A 14465-nucleotide genomic window follows, 5' to 3' on the forward strand; every position below is an offset into this window, starting at 1 on the left:
GCTGCGTCTGCCATCTCGGCCGCCCTTCAGTCGCGCGAAAACCCGGAAAAAGAACCCTACTTGCAGGTCGCGAGCATCTCCGTCAGTGCCGACTTCTCGGCGGCGGTGACGGTCAGCTTGTAGAAGCTCTTCACCGTTACCCAGTCTTGCGCATATGTGCACCAGTAGCCCTTGTTCGGCGGCTTCCACGTCGACGGGTCCTGGTCACCCTTGGAGCGGTTCGACTGGAGACTGACGGCGAACAGCTGCGGGCGCGTCAGGTCGTTGGCGAACTGCTTGCGCTGCTCATCGGTCCACTTGCTGGCACCCGAGCGCCAGCCGGCGGCCAGCGGCACCATGTGGTCGATGTCGAGGGCCTTCGCGTCGGTGAGGGTCTTGTCGTCGTACGGGCTGTACCAGGTCCCCGCCGTGATCTTGCACTCGGCGTCGGCCTTGACGCCCTTGCCGTCGCGCTTGAGCACGACGTCGCGGGTGTCGCAGCCGTCACCCTGGCCGATCCAGTGGGTGAACTTCTCGCGGCTGTACCCGGCCATCGACCCCGCGGCCGCGACGGTGAGCTGATCGAGCGCGGCCGTGGCGTTGGCCGGGTTGCCGGCCGGTGGCTTCGTCGCACTGGCGGTGCCACCGCTGCCGGTCGTTGACGTCGAGCTGGGCGCTGCCGCGCCCGGCGTGGAGGAGACCTCGCAGCTGGCGGCGCCGGTGAGCACCGTTGCTAGCGCGAGGGCGAGGAGGACGGCTTTGCCGTTGGAGGGGCGCACGCCCACCACTGTGCGGCATCGGCGCACGCCGCGCTCGCAGCGCCACGGTGCGATTCCCGACACGAACAGTCGCATATCCCCATGAAACGGGCGGGACCACAGAACGGGACCGGTGTCCCTGTCGCCCGGGACACCGGGTCCCGCAGGATCAGTGGCATGACGACGAAGACCTGGGCAGGACCCACATAGACGGAAAGGCCGGCCCATTGCGGGGGCCGGCCTTTCACCCTGAGCAACCCTGAGCAACCCGAGCAGCCTGAGCAGCCCGGAGTAACCCGAACGATCCCCGGAGGAACTCCGGGATGCGGCGGTGGATCAGCCGCGGTTCGCGGCGCTCAGCACGGCTCGCAACGATGCGGTCACGATGTTGGCGTCGATCCCGACACCCCAGAAGGTCTGCCCGTCGACGGAGCACTCGACGTACGCCGCGGCCTGTGCGCTCTCACCCGCGGTGAGGGCGTGCTCGGCGTAGTCCAGGACCCGCACGTCGACGCCGAAGTCGCCCAGCGCGTGCACGAACGCGTCGATCGGGCCGTTACCCGTGGCCGTGACCGACCGGACGGCGCCGTCGACCGAGACGTCGGCGGTGAGGGTGACCTTGCCGTCGACCGTCGCCGCCTCGTACCCCTGCAGCGCGAACCTCTTGTCGGAGAAGTACTCACCGGAGAAGAAGTCCCACATCGCCTGCGGGCTGACCTCGCCGCCCTCGTCGTCGGTGTGCCGCTGCACGACGCCGGAGAACTCGATCTGCAGCCGGCGCGGCAGGTCCAGGTGGTGCTCGGTCTTCATGACGTAGGCGACGCCGCCCTTGCCGGACTGCGAGTTGACCCGGATGACCGCCTCGTAGGAGCGGCCGACGTCCTTGGGGTCGATGGGCAGGTAGGGCACGCCCCACGTGAAGCGGTCGACCTCGACGCCCGCGGTCTCGGCGTCGCGGTGCAGCGCGTCGAAGCCCTTCTTGATCGCGTCCTGGTGGGAGCCGGAGAAGGCCGTGTAGACCAGGTCGCCGGCGTACGGGTGGCGCTCGTGCACGGGCAGCTGGTTGCAGTACTCGACGGTCCGCTTGATCTCGTCGATGTTCGAGAAGTCGATCTGCGGGTCGATGCCCTGGGAGAACAGGTTCAGCCCCAGGGTGACCAGGTCGACATTGCCGGTGCGCTCACCGTTGCCGAAGAGGCAGCCCTCGACCCGGTCGGCGCCGGCCAGCAGGCCCAGCTCGGCGGCGGCGACGGCGGTGCCGCGGTCGTTGTGCGGGTGCAGCGACAGCACGACCGACTCGCGCCGCGGCAGGTTGCGCGACATCCACTCGATGGAGTCCGCGTAGACGTTGGGGGTCGCCATCTCCACCGTCGCCGGCAGGTTGACGATCAGCGGCCGGTCGGGGGTCGGCTGCAGCACGTCGATGACGGCGCTGCAGACCTCCAACGCGTAGTCCAGCTCGGTCCCGGTGTACGACTCCGGCGAGTACTCGTAGTAGATCTCGGTGTCGGGCGTGATCGCCTCGGCGTACTTCTGGCACAGCCGGGCCGCGCTCGTCGCGATGTCGGTGATCCCGGCCTTGTCCAGGCCGAACACGACCCGCCGCTGCAGCGTCGAGGTCGAGTTGTAGAAGTGCACGATCGCCCGCTTCGCGCCGCGCAGCGACTCGAACGTCCGCTCGATCAGCGTGTCGCGGCACTGGGTCAGGACCTGGATCGTGACGTCCTCGGGGATCAGGTCCTGCTCGATCAGCGTCCGCACGAAGTCGAAGTCGGTCTGCGACGCCGCCGGGAAACCTACCTCGATCTCCTTGTAGCCCATGCGGACCAGCAGCGCGAACATGCGGCGCTTGCGCTCCACGGACATCGGGTCGATCAGCGCCTGGTTGCCGTCGCGCAGGTCGACCGCGCACCAGCGGGGCGCCACGGTGACCTCACGGGAGGGCCACTGACGATCGGTCAGCGGGACCGGGAACTGTTCACTGAACGGCCGGTAGCGCTCGACGGGCATCCGGCTGCTGGTCTGATTGGCGATCTCGGACATGGCTCAATGCTCCTGGAAAGGTGGTCGGGACCAAGAAGGGTCGACCGGCAGGAGCGCAGACGCGACTCAACCCCGCGACGAGGTGCCGGCCTGTCGGGCCTCGTCGCGGCGACGAAGAAGGAGAACCGTCTGCCACATGTCGAGCGCCAGCGTATCACTCAACGGGAGCGCGAGATCGACGGTGCGGCCGATGGTGACGAAGACGACGGCTTCGGCGGGGGCGGCGCCGACGTGCCCAGCGGAGGGACCGTGACGACCGGTCCGGGCAGGGTGATCGTGTCGGGGGCCGGCGCGGGCTCCCCGGTCAGCATGAGCTGGCCGAGCGGGATCCTGGCGGCCGCGAGGATGCCCTTGTCGTTGTAACAGAACACCCCTGCGTCGATCGGCGGCTGTACGGCGGTGACGCCCGGCTCGACGGCGAAGCACGGCGCCGACGTGCCGGCCAGCGGCTCGGCCGGCGACACCGCGAGCGGGACCTGCCGGTCCAGGAGCACGTCCAGCCAGGCGATGAAGACGTACTGCAGCCTCGGGTCGATCGAGACGGGCAGCTTCTTGTTGGTGGCGCCGACCCTCACGCAGCCGGTCGGGGGGTTGATCGCGCACTGGTAGACGCCCTCGGGCCGGTTGGCGATCGCGACGTCCGCCGTCCCGCCGAGCGCGCCACCCTGGATGTCGACCCGCCAGGTGCGGTCCTTGGCGACCGTGACCAGCACCGATCGGGGCGCCTTGCCCTGTACGACGAGGGTGTACGCGGCGACGTACCGCTGGTCCTTGGCGACCGCGACCCGGGCGGCGAGCATGCCGCGGGGGTCCGGCTGCGCGGGCACCCCGGTCGCCGGATCCGACGGCGCATCGACCGGCGCGCCGCCGCCGCAGGCGGTCAGCAGCAGCCCGGTGACCGCGGCGAGCGCCGTGCCGGTGGTCACAGTGATCGCGGATACCCGGCCTCTACGTGCGCGCACGTGCGTATTCTCGCCTGTCGTGCGGCCGGATCGTGGGAACGCCACTCCCGGGGGATACCCGGCGCCGGTACGCTCGGCTGCGTCAACATCGCCCGTACGGGTGGAAAGGAGCTCGACGGCGTGGCGCTGATCGTGCAGAAGTATGGCGGGTCGTCCGTCGCCAACGCCGAGCGCATCAAGCGCGTCGCCGAGCGGATCGTCGACACGCGGAAAGCCGGCAACGAGGTCGTCGTGGTCGTCTCGGCCATGGGCGACACGACCGACGAGCTGCTCGACCTCGCGTCGCAGGTCAGCCCGGTCCCCGCCGGGCGGGAGCTGGACATGCTGCTCACCGCCGGTGAGCGGATCTCCATGGCGCTGCTCGCGATGGCCATCAACAATCTCGGGTACGAGGCAAGGTCGTACACCGGCAGCCAGGCGGGCGTGATCACCACGTCGACGCACGGCCGGGCCCGCATCATCGACGTGACGCCGGGTCGCCTCCGCGGCGCGCTCGACGAGGGTGCGATCGCCATCGTCGCCGGGTTCCAGGGTGTGTCGCAGGACACCAAGGACATCACCACGCTCGGCCGGGGCGGCTCGGACACCACCGCCGTCGCGCTCGCCGCGGCGCTGCGCTCGGACGTGTGCGAGATCTACACCGACGTCGACGGGATCTTCACCGCCGACCCGCGGGTGGCGAAGAACGCAAGACACATCAAGCAGATCACGTACGAGGAGATGCTCGAGCTGGCCGCCTGCGGCGCGAAGGTGCTGCACCTGCGCAGCGTCGAGTACGCGCGGCGGTTCAACCTGCCGATCCACGTCCGCTCGTCATACTCGACCGCCAACGGCACCATGGTCACCGGATCGATAGAGGACCTTTCTGTGGAGCAAGCACTCATCACCGGCGTCGCGCACGACCGCAGCGAAGCGAAGATCACCATCGTCGGCGTGCCCGACCAGCCCGGTGTCGCCGCGCGGATCTTCCAGACGGTCGCCGCCGCGGAGACCAACATCGACATGATCGTGCAGAACGTGTCGACCGAGGGCACCGGCCGCACCGACATCTCCTTCACGCTGCCGAAGACCGACGGCGCCACCGCCAAGGCCGCGCTCGAGCGCGTCAAGGCGACCGTCGACTTCCGCGAGATCCTGTTCGACGACCACGTCGGCAAGGTCTCCCTCATCGGCGCCGGCATGCGCTCCAACCCGGGCGTCGCGGCCAAGCTCTTCGCCGCCCTCGCCGAGGCCGGCGTCAACATCGAGATGATCTCCACCTCGGAGATCCGGGTGTCCGTCGTCTGCCGCGACACCGACCTCGACGTGGCCGTCCGTGCCATTCACGACGCCTTCGAGCTGGGCGGGTCCGAGGAAGCCGTGGTTTATGCGGGGACCGGACGGTAGGTTCGCTCTTTATGGGCGCGCTACCAACGCTGGCCGTCGTCGGTGCGACCGGCGCCGTCGGCACCGTCATGTGTGAGCTGCTCTCCTCCCGCAAGAACATGTGGGGGGAGATCCGCCTCATCGCCTCCAAACGCTCCGCCGGCCGCACCCTGGTCGTGCGGGGCGAGGAGGTCGTCGTCCAGGAGCTGTCCGGCGACGCATTCGCCGGCGTCGACGTGGCGATGTTCGACGTCCCCGACGAGGTCTCCGCCGAATGGGCCCCGGTCGCGGTCTCCTACGGCGCGATCGCGGTCGACAACTCCGGTGCGTTCCGCATGGATCCGGACGTCCCGCTGGTCGTACCGGAGATCAACCCCGAACAGTCCCGCAACCGCCCCAAGGGCATCATCGCCAACGCCAACTGCACCACCCTCGCGATGATCGTGGCGCTCGCCCCCCTGCACCGCGAATACGGGCTCAAGGAACTGGTCCTGGCGTCCTACCAGGCGGTCTCCGGCGCCGGCAAGGACGGCGTCGACACCCTGCTCAGCCAGCTCGAACGCGTCAGCGGCGACCGCAGCCTCGGCTCCCGCTCCGGCAACGTCCGCCAGGCCGTCGGCGACGACCTGGGCCCCTTCCCGGCCCCGCTCGCGCTCAACGTCGTCCCGTGGACCGGCTCCCTCCGCGACGCCGGCTGGTCGTCCGAAGAGCTCAAGATGCGCAACGAGTCCCGCAAGATCCTCGGCCTGCCCGACCTGAAAGTCTCCGCCACCTGCGTCCGCGTCCCCGTCGTCACCGGCCACTCCGTCGCCATCCACGCCGTCTTCGGCGTCGAGGTGGACGCCGAAGGCGCCCGCGAGGTCCTCCGCCACGCCCCCGGCGTGATCCTCGTGGACGACCCCGCCGCCGGCGAGTTCCCCATGCCGATCGACGCCGTGGGCACCGACCCGTCCTGGGTCGGCCGCATCCGCCGCTCGATCGACGACCCGCGCGCCCTGGACCTCTTCGTCACCGGCGACAACCTCCGCAAGGGCGCCGCCCTCAACACTGCCCAGATCGCCGAGCTCCTCTCCAAAGAGCTCCAGGCGCTGTAATGCTGTAAAGCTGTAATGCTGTAATTCCCCCACCGCTGCCGCGGCGGGGCCCGGCGGGGATTCTCACCCGCACCCCAATGCGCCGCTTCGCGACGCACTGCCCGCGCTGAGGCGCGAGGCAGGCCAAGCGGCGCATGCGCGCCGCATCCATCCGGTGGTCGCCCTCCGCAGTGGCTGGGTGGGGTGCTCCTCATGACTCCGTGTGGCTCTGATGGCTGGTCCGACCTGGTTCGGCCGGTTCAACTTGGTCCGCCCGATCCGACTTGGTCCGGTCGGTCCGACTTTGGTCCTCCTGTCTTGCCGGTTCGACCTGGTCCGACTGGTTCGACCTGGTCCAACCTGGTCCGGCCAGACCGGCCTGGTCCGGGATCGAGTCGGCTGTCAAGGCCCTAGCCGTCGGCGGCGAGCCGGTTGGGCGTGCCAGCTCGAGCGCATCGCCCTCAGTTCGAGTGCCCGACGCAGGCCGGCGCGGACCTGGTTCAGCAGTGCAGCCTGCAACCGCCGCCCGACCCGGCCCGACCAGCCAGGGCAGTTCGAGCCGAGCCGCCGCAGACCAGCCCCGCAGACCAGCCCCCGCAGACCAGCCTCCGCAGACCAGGCCCCACGGGCCAGGCCGCCGCGAGGCCGGTGGGGGTGGAGTCGGATTCGGAGCGGAGCTTGGGTCGTGAGGTCTACCGCCCGGAGTTGCGAGTGGTCGGACTCCGGGCGGTAGCGGCTGCGGTCTACGGGGCTAAGACGTCGTCGGCGTCGGTGATGGTGTACGCGTAGCCCTGCTCGGCCAGGAAACGCTGCCGGTGGGCGGCATACTCGGTGTCGATCGTGTCGCGGGCGACGACCGTGTAGAAGTGGGCCTGACGCTTGTCGGCCTTGGGGCGCAGGACCCGGCCGAGGCGTTGGGCTTCTTCCTGGCGGGAGCCGAAGCTGCCCGAGACCTGGATCGCCACGGCGGCTTCGGGCAGGTCGATCGAGAAGTTGCCGACGCGGGAGATGACCAGGGTCTTGAGCTCGCCGGTGCGGAACGCGTCGAAGAGGCGCTCGCGCTCCTTGTTGGTGGTCGAACCCTGCACGATCGGTGCGTCCAGGAACTCGCCCAGCTGATGCAGCTGGTCGATGTAGCCGCCGATGACCAGGATCTGCTCGTCCTTGTGGCGGTCGACGAGGGCGCGGACCACAGGCAGCTTGGTGCGGGCGGTGGCGGCGACCCGGTAGCGCTCCTCGGGCTCGGCGACCGCATAGGCCATCCGCTCGGCGTCGGTCAGCGTGACGCGGACCTCGACACACTCGGCCGGGGCGATCCAGCCCTGCGCCTCGATGTCCTTCCACGGTGCGTCATAACGCTTCGGGCCGATCAGCGAGAACACGTCGCCCTCCCGGCCGTCCTCGCGGACCAGGGTCGCGGTCAGGCCGAGGCGGCGCCTGGCCTGCAGGTCGGCGGTGAACCGGAAGATCGGGGCGGGCAGCAGGTGGACCTCGTCATAGACGATGAGGCCCCAGTCGCGGGCGCCGAAAAGGTCCAGGTGCGGGAACACGCCGCCCCGGCGGGTGGTCAGCACCTGATACGTGGCGATCGTGACCGGGCGGATCTCCTTGCGCTCGCCGGAGTACTCGCCGATCTCCTCCTCCGTCAGGCTGGTGCGGGCGATCAGCTCGCGCTTCCACTGCCGGCCGGCGACCGTGTTGGTGACCAGGATCAGGGTGGTGGCTTTGGCCTCTGCCATCGCGGCCGCACCGACGAGCGTCTTGCCGGCGCCGCAGGGAAGGACGACGACGCCGGAGCCGCCGGCCCAGAACGAGTCGACCGCCTCGCGCTGGTAGGAGCGCAGGACCCAGCCGTCCTCGGCGAGGTCGATCTGGTGGGCCTCGCCGTCGACATAGCCCGCGAGGTCTTCCGCCGGCCAGCCCAGCTTCAGCAGCGCCTGCTTGAGCCGCCCACGCTCGGACGCGTGCACGATGAGCGTGTCGGCGTCGATGTTGGCGCCGAGCATGCCGGCGAGCTTCTTGCTCTTCGCGACCTCGATCAGCACCGCCCGGTCCAGCCCGTGCAGGACGAGGCCGTGCACGGGGTCGTTGAGCAGCTGGAGTCGGCCATAGCGGTCCATCGTCTCGGCGATGTCGACGAGCAGCGCGTGCGGCACCGGATAGCGGGAGAACCGCAGCAGCGCGTCGACGACCCCCTCGGCGTCGTGCCCGGCGGCACGCGCATTCCACAGGCCGAGCGGCGTCAGGCGATAGGTGTGCACGTGCTCCGGCGAGCGCTCCAGCTCGGCGAACGGCGCGATCGCCATCCGGCACGCGAGCGCGTCGGGGTGGTCGACCTCAAGCAGCAGGGTCTTGTCGGACTGGACGATCAGTGGACCTTCGGGCACGGCACCAGTGTCGCATGCACCTCTGACAGTTCCCGATATGTGGGAGGATTGGAAATGCTGCAACCATCCGGGGGTCGAATCGCGTCTGTGCTTGTGACGGCCACGCGATGGATGCGATCAGATTCGCCTCCATCGCTTGTCTTGTCACTGCAGTGCCCGCAAGTCGGTGGTGGAGCCGGACGTCCGCGTTCGGATCGGAAGATGGCGGTGTGGTCGCGGGGGCTGGCGACCGCTGCCTTCCGATCATTGATCGGGGGTGGGCGCGGCGTCCGCTCCACCTCCTAGACTGGTCGGTGTGGGCCGGCGGTTGGGTGACAAGGCTGCCCTGACGTTCGGCGGGTTCGCCGCAGCGGCGGTGGCCGTCGGCTGGTTCCTGCTGTCCTCCCAGGTGGCGCACACCGACGTGGCGACCGCTGTCAGCGAGTCACTCGGCGCGATCCTCGTCCTCCTGCTCGTCGTCTCGGTGATCGGCTCCATCCGTCGCGGCTGATTTCGGACCGTGACAGTGGGCGATGAGTCGGTACGCTGTGGAAGGTGACCGACCTGGAGGGCACGCAAGCATCGTCCGTCGACGATGCCGCCCGGTCCGGCTTCTCCTTGTCGGCGTTGCTCGGCGTCGGCGCGGTCAGCGCGCTGGGCCTGACGTGGTTCCTCGTCTCGTGGCTCGTGCTCGGCAGCCCGCTCACCGACGCGATCGGCGAGACGGTCGGCAGCCTGGCCGCGATCCTGCTGATCGTCTCCATCATCGGCGCCGCCCGCGCATCGGACCCCACCGGCCGCGGCTGACGCCCCACACCCACCGGCGAGCTGATCGCTATCCGCCATGACAGGCCGCACCGCCGGTAGGTGCCGTACTCACACGCGCACCACGCCGCGCCGGGCGACGACCTCACCGACCGGGAATGTTGGCGTCGCGGGGCTGGTGGGCGGGTCATGGCAGCGGCCGACCGCAAGGTCGCGTCGTGGCCTTGGCCGGGTGGGTCGCGGAGGCGCCCGGCCGGCGGCCATGAAAGACCAGCTATGCGGGGCCCTCTTCGGGTGCGGCGGCGGTGATTCGGTGGAGGGCGAACGTGTGCAGCATCTCGGTCCGCTCGTCCTCGGCGCGCAGGTAGCCGCCGCCCATGGAGACGGGCCTGACCAGGCGGGACGCGGTGGCGCCGTGGGAGTCGACATAGCCGACCCAGACGCGGGTCTTGTCGCGCAGCGCCTGCTGGAGGATCTCCAGAGCCTCGGTGTGGGACGACGTGCTGGAGCCGTTGGCGCGGACGGTCACGGGGGCGCGGCGGGCGACCCTGGCGGCGGCGTCGCCCTTGCGGATCTGCTCGATGACGCCGGCGAGGCGGGGGCTGGAGAGGCGGGCCGCGGCGGCCGGGTCCTCGATGCCGCGGTGTGCCCAGCTGGGGCGGGGTGGGCCGCGGCGGGCCTTCGGGCGGGTGAGGACGGCGGCGCCGGTCGAGTCTTCCTGGACGGGCGGGTAGCCGGCGTCGCGGAGGGCCTCCAGCAGCCTCGCGGGGGTGTGGCGGCTGGCGAGGACGGTCGGTGCGAGGCGGCGCAGCGTCAGCGGCTGGAGGCGGCGGTCGGCGAGAACCTCGGCGATCAGGGACTCGTCGTCGCTGCGGACATAGGAGTTGGCGGAGCCGATGCGCATGCCGCCGTGGCGGCGGGCCATGTCGTCGATGAGGTAGGTGAGCGTCTGCGGGACGGGGGTGCGGGACCGGCGGGCGAGGAGGGCGTGCAGGTCGGCGGCGCTGTAACCGGCGTCGAGGCTGCGGCGGACCGAGTCGGCGGTGATGCGGAAGACGCTGGCGGACTCCTGCACGCCGAGGAGCTCCAGCTCGCCGGCGAGGGTCGGCTCGGGTGGGCCGGGGACGATGACGGACAGGTCGGCCTGCAGCAGGACGTGGTCGACCGGGGCGGGCAGGAGCGTGTCGAGCAGGGCGGCGGAGCCGGTGAGGGCGGTGCCGTCAGGGGCGTTGAGGCCGAGCGGGTCGTCGGTGTCGACGCTGCCCGACGTGACCTCGTCGAGGAGGAGCCGGCCATAGCCGGTGAGGCCGTCATAGCCGATCAGGCCGAGGAGGGCGGCCTCGGCGAGATTGGCCTCCACCACCGCGGCGGCGCCGCGGGAGACCCGGCGCGGGGTGCGCCACGACAGCAGGTCGACCACGTCGGACGGGGCGATGGTGGCGCCGGGCGGCAGCTCGGCCAGGACCTGCAGCGCGGCGCGGCGCTGGGCGGGTGCGCCGGGGCGGGACAGCTCGGGCGCCAGCGCGTTGAACGGGCGGTCGCGGTCGTCCCGCTGGCCGATCAGCGACGGGGCGCGGGTCATCGTCAGCCAGGTGACGGCGACGCGGTGCCAGCGGGCGGCGATTCCGCACGCCCGCCACACGTCATAGGCGACGGTCGGCAGGAAGACACTCTCGACCCGCTTGTTGTCGATGATCTCCTCGCCGAGAAGCCCGGCGGCGGCGGCGATCTCGATCATGAGGGCGGTGGCCTGCTCGTCGACGCCGACGAGCTTGGCGAAGCGGCGCAGCTCGCGCACGCCCATGCCGCCGGAGCGCAGCACCGACGGCGGGTCGGCGTTGACCGCCTCGATCAGCGTCTCGAGATTGCGCACCAGCTCCAGGACCTGGCCCGCGCCGGCGCGGTCGAGCTGGGCGGCGTCGCGGGTCGGCGTGTCGACCTGTGGCGGGTCGGGGTGCAGCTGGCCGAGCGGGCCGCCGTCGCGGCGCAGCACGAGCGACACCTCGACGGGCAGCTCGACGGCGTCGCGGCTGACGGCGACCAGCAGGTGCTGCTCGACCAGCCAGCGGACGGGGGAGTCGGGGTCGGAGCGCAGGCTGGCTGGGGTGACGGTGCCGACGGGCGGGCCGGCGGCGAGCCGGTCGAGCACCGCGCGGGCGGCGGGTGGCGCGGCGAGCAGCGTGCGGCGCAGCCTCGCGGCGTCGGCGACCAGGGCGCCGGCGAGCGGGTCGAGCTCGGCGGCGGGCCGGCCGAGCCCCGCCGGATAAGGCGAACAGACCTCGTCGACGGCGCCGACGATGCGCAGCGCGCTGTCGTGCCCGAAGACGATGCCGTGCTGCAGGAGCAGGTCGATCGCGCCCCGCACCCTCGCCGCCTCGACGCCGGACGCCGCTGTGAGCGCCAGGACCGTCTCGGTGGACGTGGTGTGGCCGATGCGTGTGTACCGCAGTGCGTCGAGGATCTCGAGGGTGAACGTGTCGAGCCCGTCGAGCGCCCGGGCCACCGCCACTCGGGACTGGGCGCGGTGCGCCAGCGCCGAGAAGTCCGACGGCGGGGGGATGACCAGGTCCGGGCGCAACCGGATGAGCGCCATCAGCCCGTCGTCGGGCAGGGCGCGGAAGTGGTCTGCGAGCGAGGTAGTCATCTCACCTCATACGCTAACCGCCCCGTATGACAAAAGAGGGCGGGGCCGACGGCCCCGCCCTCTTTCGAAGGGGTTGTTACTTCAGACCGTTGCTCACCGCGGTGATCAGTTCACCGTTGGTGGTGTCGCCCGAGAGCTCCCAGAAGAAGGAGCCGCCGAGGCCCTGCTGCTTGGCGTAGCTCATCTTGCCGGCGATGGTGGCCGGGGTGTCGTAGCTCCACCAGTTGCTGCCGCACTTGGCGTACGCGGTGCCGCCGACGGTGCCGGTGGCCGGGCAGGTGTTCTTGAGGACCTTGTAGTCCTCGATGCCCGTCTCGTACGTGCCGGGTGCGCCGCCGGTCGCCGTGCCGCCGGGCGCGGTCTGGGTGACGCCGGTCCAGCCACGGCCGTAGAAGCCGATGCCGAGCAGCAGCTTGTTGGACGGGACGCCCTTCGCCTTGAGCTTGGCGATCGCGGCCTCGGAGCAGAAGCCGGCCTGCGGGATGCCCGAGTAGCAGCTCAGCGGCGAGTGCGGGGCGGTCGGGCCCTGCGCGGCGAACGCACCGAAGTAGTCGTAGGTCATCGGCATGAACCAGTCGAGGTTGCCGACCGCACCGGCGTAGTCCGCCGCGTCGATCTTGCCGCCGTTGCTGCCGTCAGCCGTGATGGCCGCGGTGACCAGCTTGCTGGTGCCGAACTTGGCGCGCAGCGCCGAGATCACGTTCTTGAACGCAGCCGGGCCGCTCGCGTCGCACTGCAGGCCACAGGCGTTCGGGTACTCCCAGTCGATGTCGATGCCGTCGAAGACACCGGCCCAGCGCGGGTCGTTGACCAGGTTGTAGCAGGAGTTCGCGAACGCGGTCGGGTTGGCGGCGGCCTGGGTGAAGCCGGCCGACCAGGTCCAACCACCGAAGGACCAGATCACCTTCAGGTGCGGGTACTTCGCCTTGAGCTTCTTGAGCTGGTTGAAGCTGCCGCGCAGCGGCTGGTCCCAGGTGTCCGCGACGCCGTCGACCGAGTCGGCCGCCGTGTACGCCTTGTCGTAGTCGGCGTAGCTGTCACCGATGGAGCACTGGCCGCCGGTGGTGTTGCCGAACGCGTAGAGGATGTGCGTCAGCTTCGCCGCCGAGCCGCTCGTGTCGATGTTCTTCACGTGGTAGTTGCGGCCGTAGACGCCCCACTCCGCGAAGTAGCCGACGACCTTCTGGCCGCTCGGGGGGTTCGTGGTCGGCGGGTTGGAGGTCGGGGGGTTCGAGGTGGGCGGGTTCGACGTCGGCGGCTTGGAGGTCGGCGGCGTCGTGGTCGGCGGGTTGGTGGTGGGGGTGCCACCGCTACAGGTCACACCGTTGATCTTGCAGTTGGTCGGCGGCTTCGCGCCGCTGCCGTTCATGCCCCAGCTGAAGCTGGCGCCGGCGGCGAGCGACGAGGCCCACGACTTGTTCTTCGCCACGTAGTGCTGGCCGGTGCGCACGACGTCGGCGTCCCAGAAGCTGGTGATCTGACCGCCCGTGGGCAGGTCGAACTCGAGAGTCCATCCGTTGATGGCGCTTGAGGTGCCGTTGGTGATTTTGTACGTGGCGCCCCAGCCGCTGCCCCAGTCCTGGTCGACCGTGAACGTTGCGCTGAGGTTGCCGGCGGCGTTGGCGGTAGTGGTGACGATTGGGACGACGGCCCCGGCCACTGCCAGCGCGGCGGCGACGATGAGGCCGTTGCGGACGGATCGTTTCATCGCGTCTCCTGGATGATCCTTTAGGAAACTTTCCTAAAAGTATTGGAGACGTTAGTGGCCGAAGTCTCACCTCGTCAACTGGTGACCGGTGGGTATTTCGATGGCTTACCTATCGTGACCTGGGCATCCTTAAGGGTGTCTCAACAACCGGTTGTCATTGGCTTTGACCTTGACATGACGCTCCTCGACACTCGGCCAGGAATCGCGGCTGCGTATCGCGCCCTCACAGCGCGTACTGGCGTCCATGTCGACGCCGATCTGGCGGTGTCCCGTCTCGGACCACCGCTCAGGACGGAACTATCCGAGTGGTTCCCTCCTGAGTCGGTCGAGGAGGCTGTCGTTATTTATCGGAGTTTGTACGAGCATCACGCGATCGCTCCGGCGTTGGTGCTGCCCGGTGCCCTGGCCGCCCTTGCGGCGGTGCGCGCGGCCGGAGGCCGGATCGTGGTGATCACGTCGAAGCTCGGCAGGCTCGCTTCACTGCATCTCGCGCATCTGGACATTCCGGTCGACGAGGTGCATGGCGACGTCTTCGCCGCGGAGAAGTCGACGGTACTGAAGGCGGTGGGCGCGACGGCGTACGTCGGGGATCACGTCGCCGACATGCAGGCCGGAGTCCTGGCCGGCGTGCCCGTCCTGGGTGTCACCACCGGACCCTGCTCGGCCGCGGAGCTGCAGGCCGCGGGCGCGACGGCCGTGGCCGCCGACCTGCACGCGTTCCCCTCGTTTCTCAAGGGCGTGATCTCGGTTGGCCGTCCGCCAAGCGGTGACTAGCCTTGAGGTGTTGTGGGTGGGACGGGTC

Annotated in this window: 11 protein-coding genes; 5 read left to right on the forward strand and 6 right to left on the reverse strand. The window is 70.1% G+C overall.

Annotation, left to right across the window (positions count from 1 at the left end):
• Window positions 1-56: 56 nt before the first annotated feature.
• From ABD332_RS08915 to ABD332_RS08925, 3 genes are all read right to left on the reverse strand, one after another.
• Window positions 57-707 (reverse strand): HNH endonuclease family protein, encoded by a 651-nt coding sequence (locus ABD332_RS08915; protein ID WP_425552164.1) that lies wholly within the window; start codon window positions 705-707, stop codon window positions 57-59.
• A 366-nt stretch (window positions 708-1073) separates the two neighbouring features.
• Window positions 1074-2780: a 2-isopropylmalate synthase gene (gene leuA / locus ABD332_RS08920; RefSeq protein ID WP_344501312.1), complete on the reverse strand. Its 1707-nt coding sequence runs from the start codon at window positions 2778-2780 to the stop codon at window positions 1074-1076.
• Window positions 2781-2938: 158 nt separating this feature from the next.
• Window positions 2939-3742, reverse strand: a complete 804-nt coding sequence (locus ABD332_RS08925; RefSeq protein WP_344501313.1) for a hypothetical protein — start codon at window positions 3740-3742, stop codon at window positions 2939-2941.
• Window positions 3743-3862: 120 nt separating this feature from the next.
• On the opposite strand from ABD332_RS08925, the gene ABD332_RS08930 reads away from it, so the two are divergent.
• Window positions 3863-5128 carry an aspartate kinase gene (locus ABD332_RS08930; RefSeq protein WP_344501314.1) on the forward strand — a complete coding sequence of 422 codons (1266 nt, stop codon included), beginning with the start codon at window positions 3863-3865 and terminating at the stop codon, window positions 5126-5128.
• A gap of 11 nt (window positions 5129-5139) precedes the next feature.
• Window positions 5140-6201: an aspartate-semialdehyde dehydrogenase gene (locus ABD332_RS08935; protein ID WP_344501315.1), complete on the forward strand. Its 1062-nt coding sequence runs from the start codon at window positions 5140-5142 to the stop codon at window positions 6199-6201.
• Between the two features lie 722 nt (window positions 6202-6923).
• Here ABD332_RS08935 and ABD332_RS08940 read toward each other — a convergent pair.
• Window positions 6924-8567 carry a DNA repair helicase XPB gene (locus tag ABD332_RS08940; RefSeq protein WP_344501316.1) on the reverse strand — a complete coding sequence of 548 codons (1644 nt, stop codon included), beginning with the start codon at window positions 8565-8567 and terminating at the stop codon, window positions 6924-6926.
• A 295-nt stretch (window positions 8568-8862) separates the two neighbouring features.
• Here ABD332_RS08940 and ABD332_RS08945 point away from each other — a divergent pair, with 295 nt between their 5' ends.
• Together ABD332_RS08945 and ABD332_RS08950 are read left to right on the forward strand one after the other, a co-directional pair.
• Window positions 8863-9057 carry a hypothetical protein gene (locus ABD332_RS08945; RefSeq protein ID WP_344501317.1) on the forward strand — a complete coding sequence of 65 codons (195 nt, stop codon included), beginning with the start codon at window positions 8863-8865 and terminating at the stop codon, window positions 9055-9057.
• Between the two features lie 44 nt (window positions 9058-9101).
• Window positions 9102-9353 carry a hypothetical protein gene (locus tag ABD332_RS08950; protein WP_344501318.1) on the forward strand — a complete coding sequence of 84 codons (252 nt, stop codon included), beginning with the start codon at window positions 9102-9104 and terminating at the stop codon, window positions 9351-9353.
• 232 nt (window positions 9354-9585) lie between these two features.
• Here the strand turns inward: ABD332_RS08950 and ABD332_RS08955 are convergent, their stop codons facing one another.
• Both ABD332_RS08955 and ABD332_RS08960 read right to left on the reverse strand, forming a co-directional pair.
• Window positions 9586-11955: a helicase-associated domain-containing protein gene (locus ABD332_RS08955; protein WP_344501319.1), complete on the reverse strand. Its 2370-nt coding sequence runs from the start codon at window positions 11953-11955 to the stop codon at window positions 9586-9588.
• A 76-nt stretch (window positions 11956-12031) separates the two neighbouring features.
• Window positions 12032-13663 carry a glycosyl hydrolase family 18 protein gene (locus ABD332_RS08960; protein ID WP_344501320.1) on the reverse strand — a complete coding sequence of 544 codons (1632 nt, stop codon included), beginning with the start codon at window positions 13661-13663 and terminating at the stop codon, window positions 12032-12034.
• 174 nt (window positions 13664-13837) lie between these two features.
• Here ABD332_RS08960 and ABD332_RS08965 point away from each other — a divergent pair, with 174 nt between their 5' ends.
• On the forward strand, window positions 13838-14437 hold the full coding sequence (locus ABD332_RS08965; RefSeq protein ID WP_344501321.1) for an HAD family hydrolase: 600 nt from the start codon (window positions 13838-13840) through the stop codon (window positions 14435-14437).
• The last annotated feature ends 28 nt before the right edge of the window (window positions 14438-14465 follow it).

It is taken from the genome of Dactylosporangium maewongense (genome assembly GCF_039531485.1).
Classification (GTDB): domain Bacteria; phylum Actinomycetota; class Actinomycetes; order Mycobacteriales; family Micromonosporaceae; genus Dactylosporangium; species Dactylosporangium maewongense.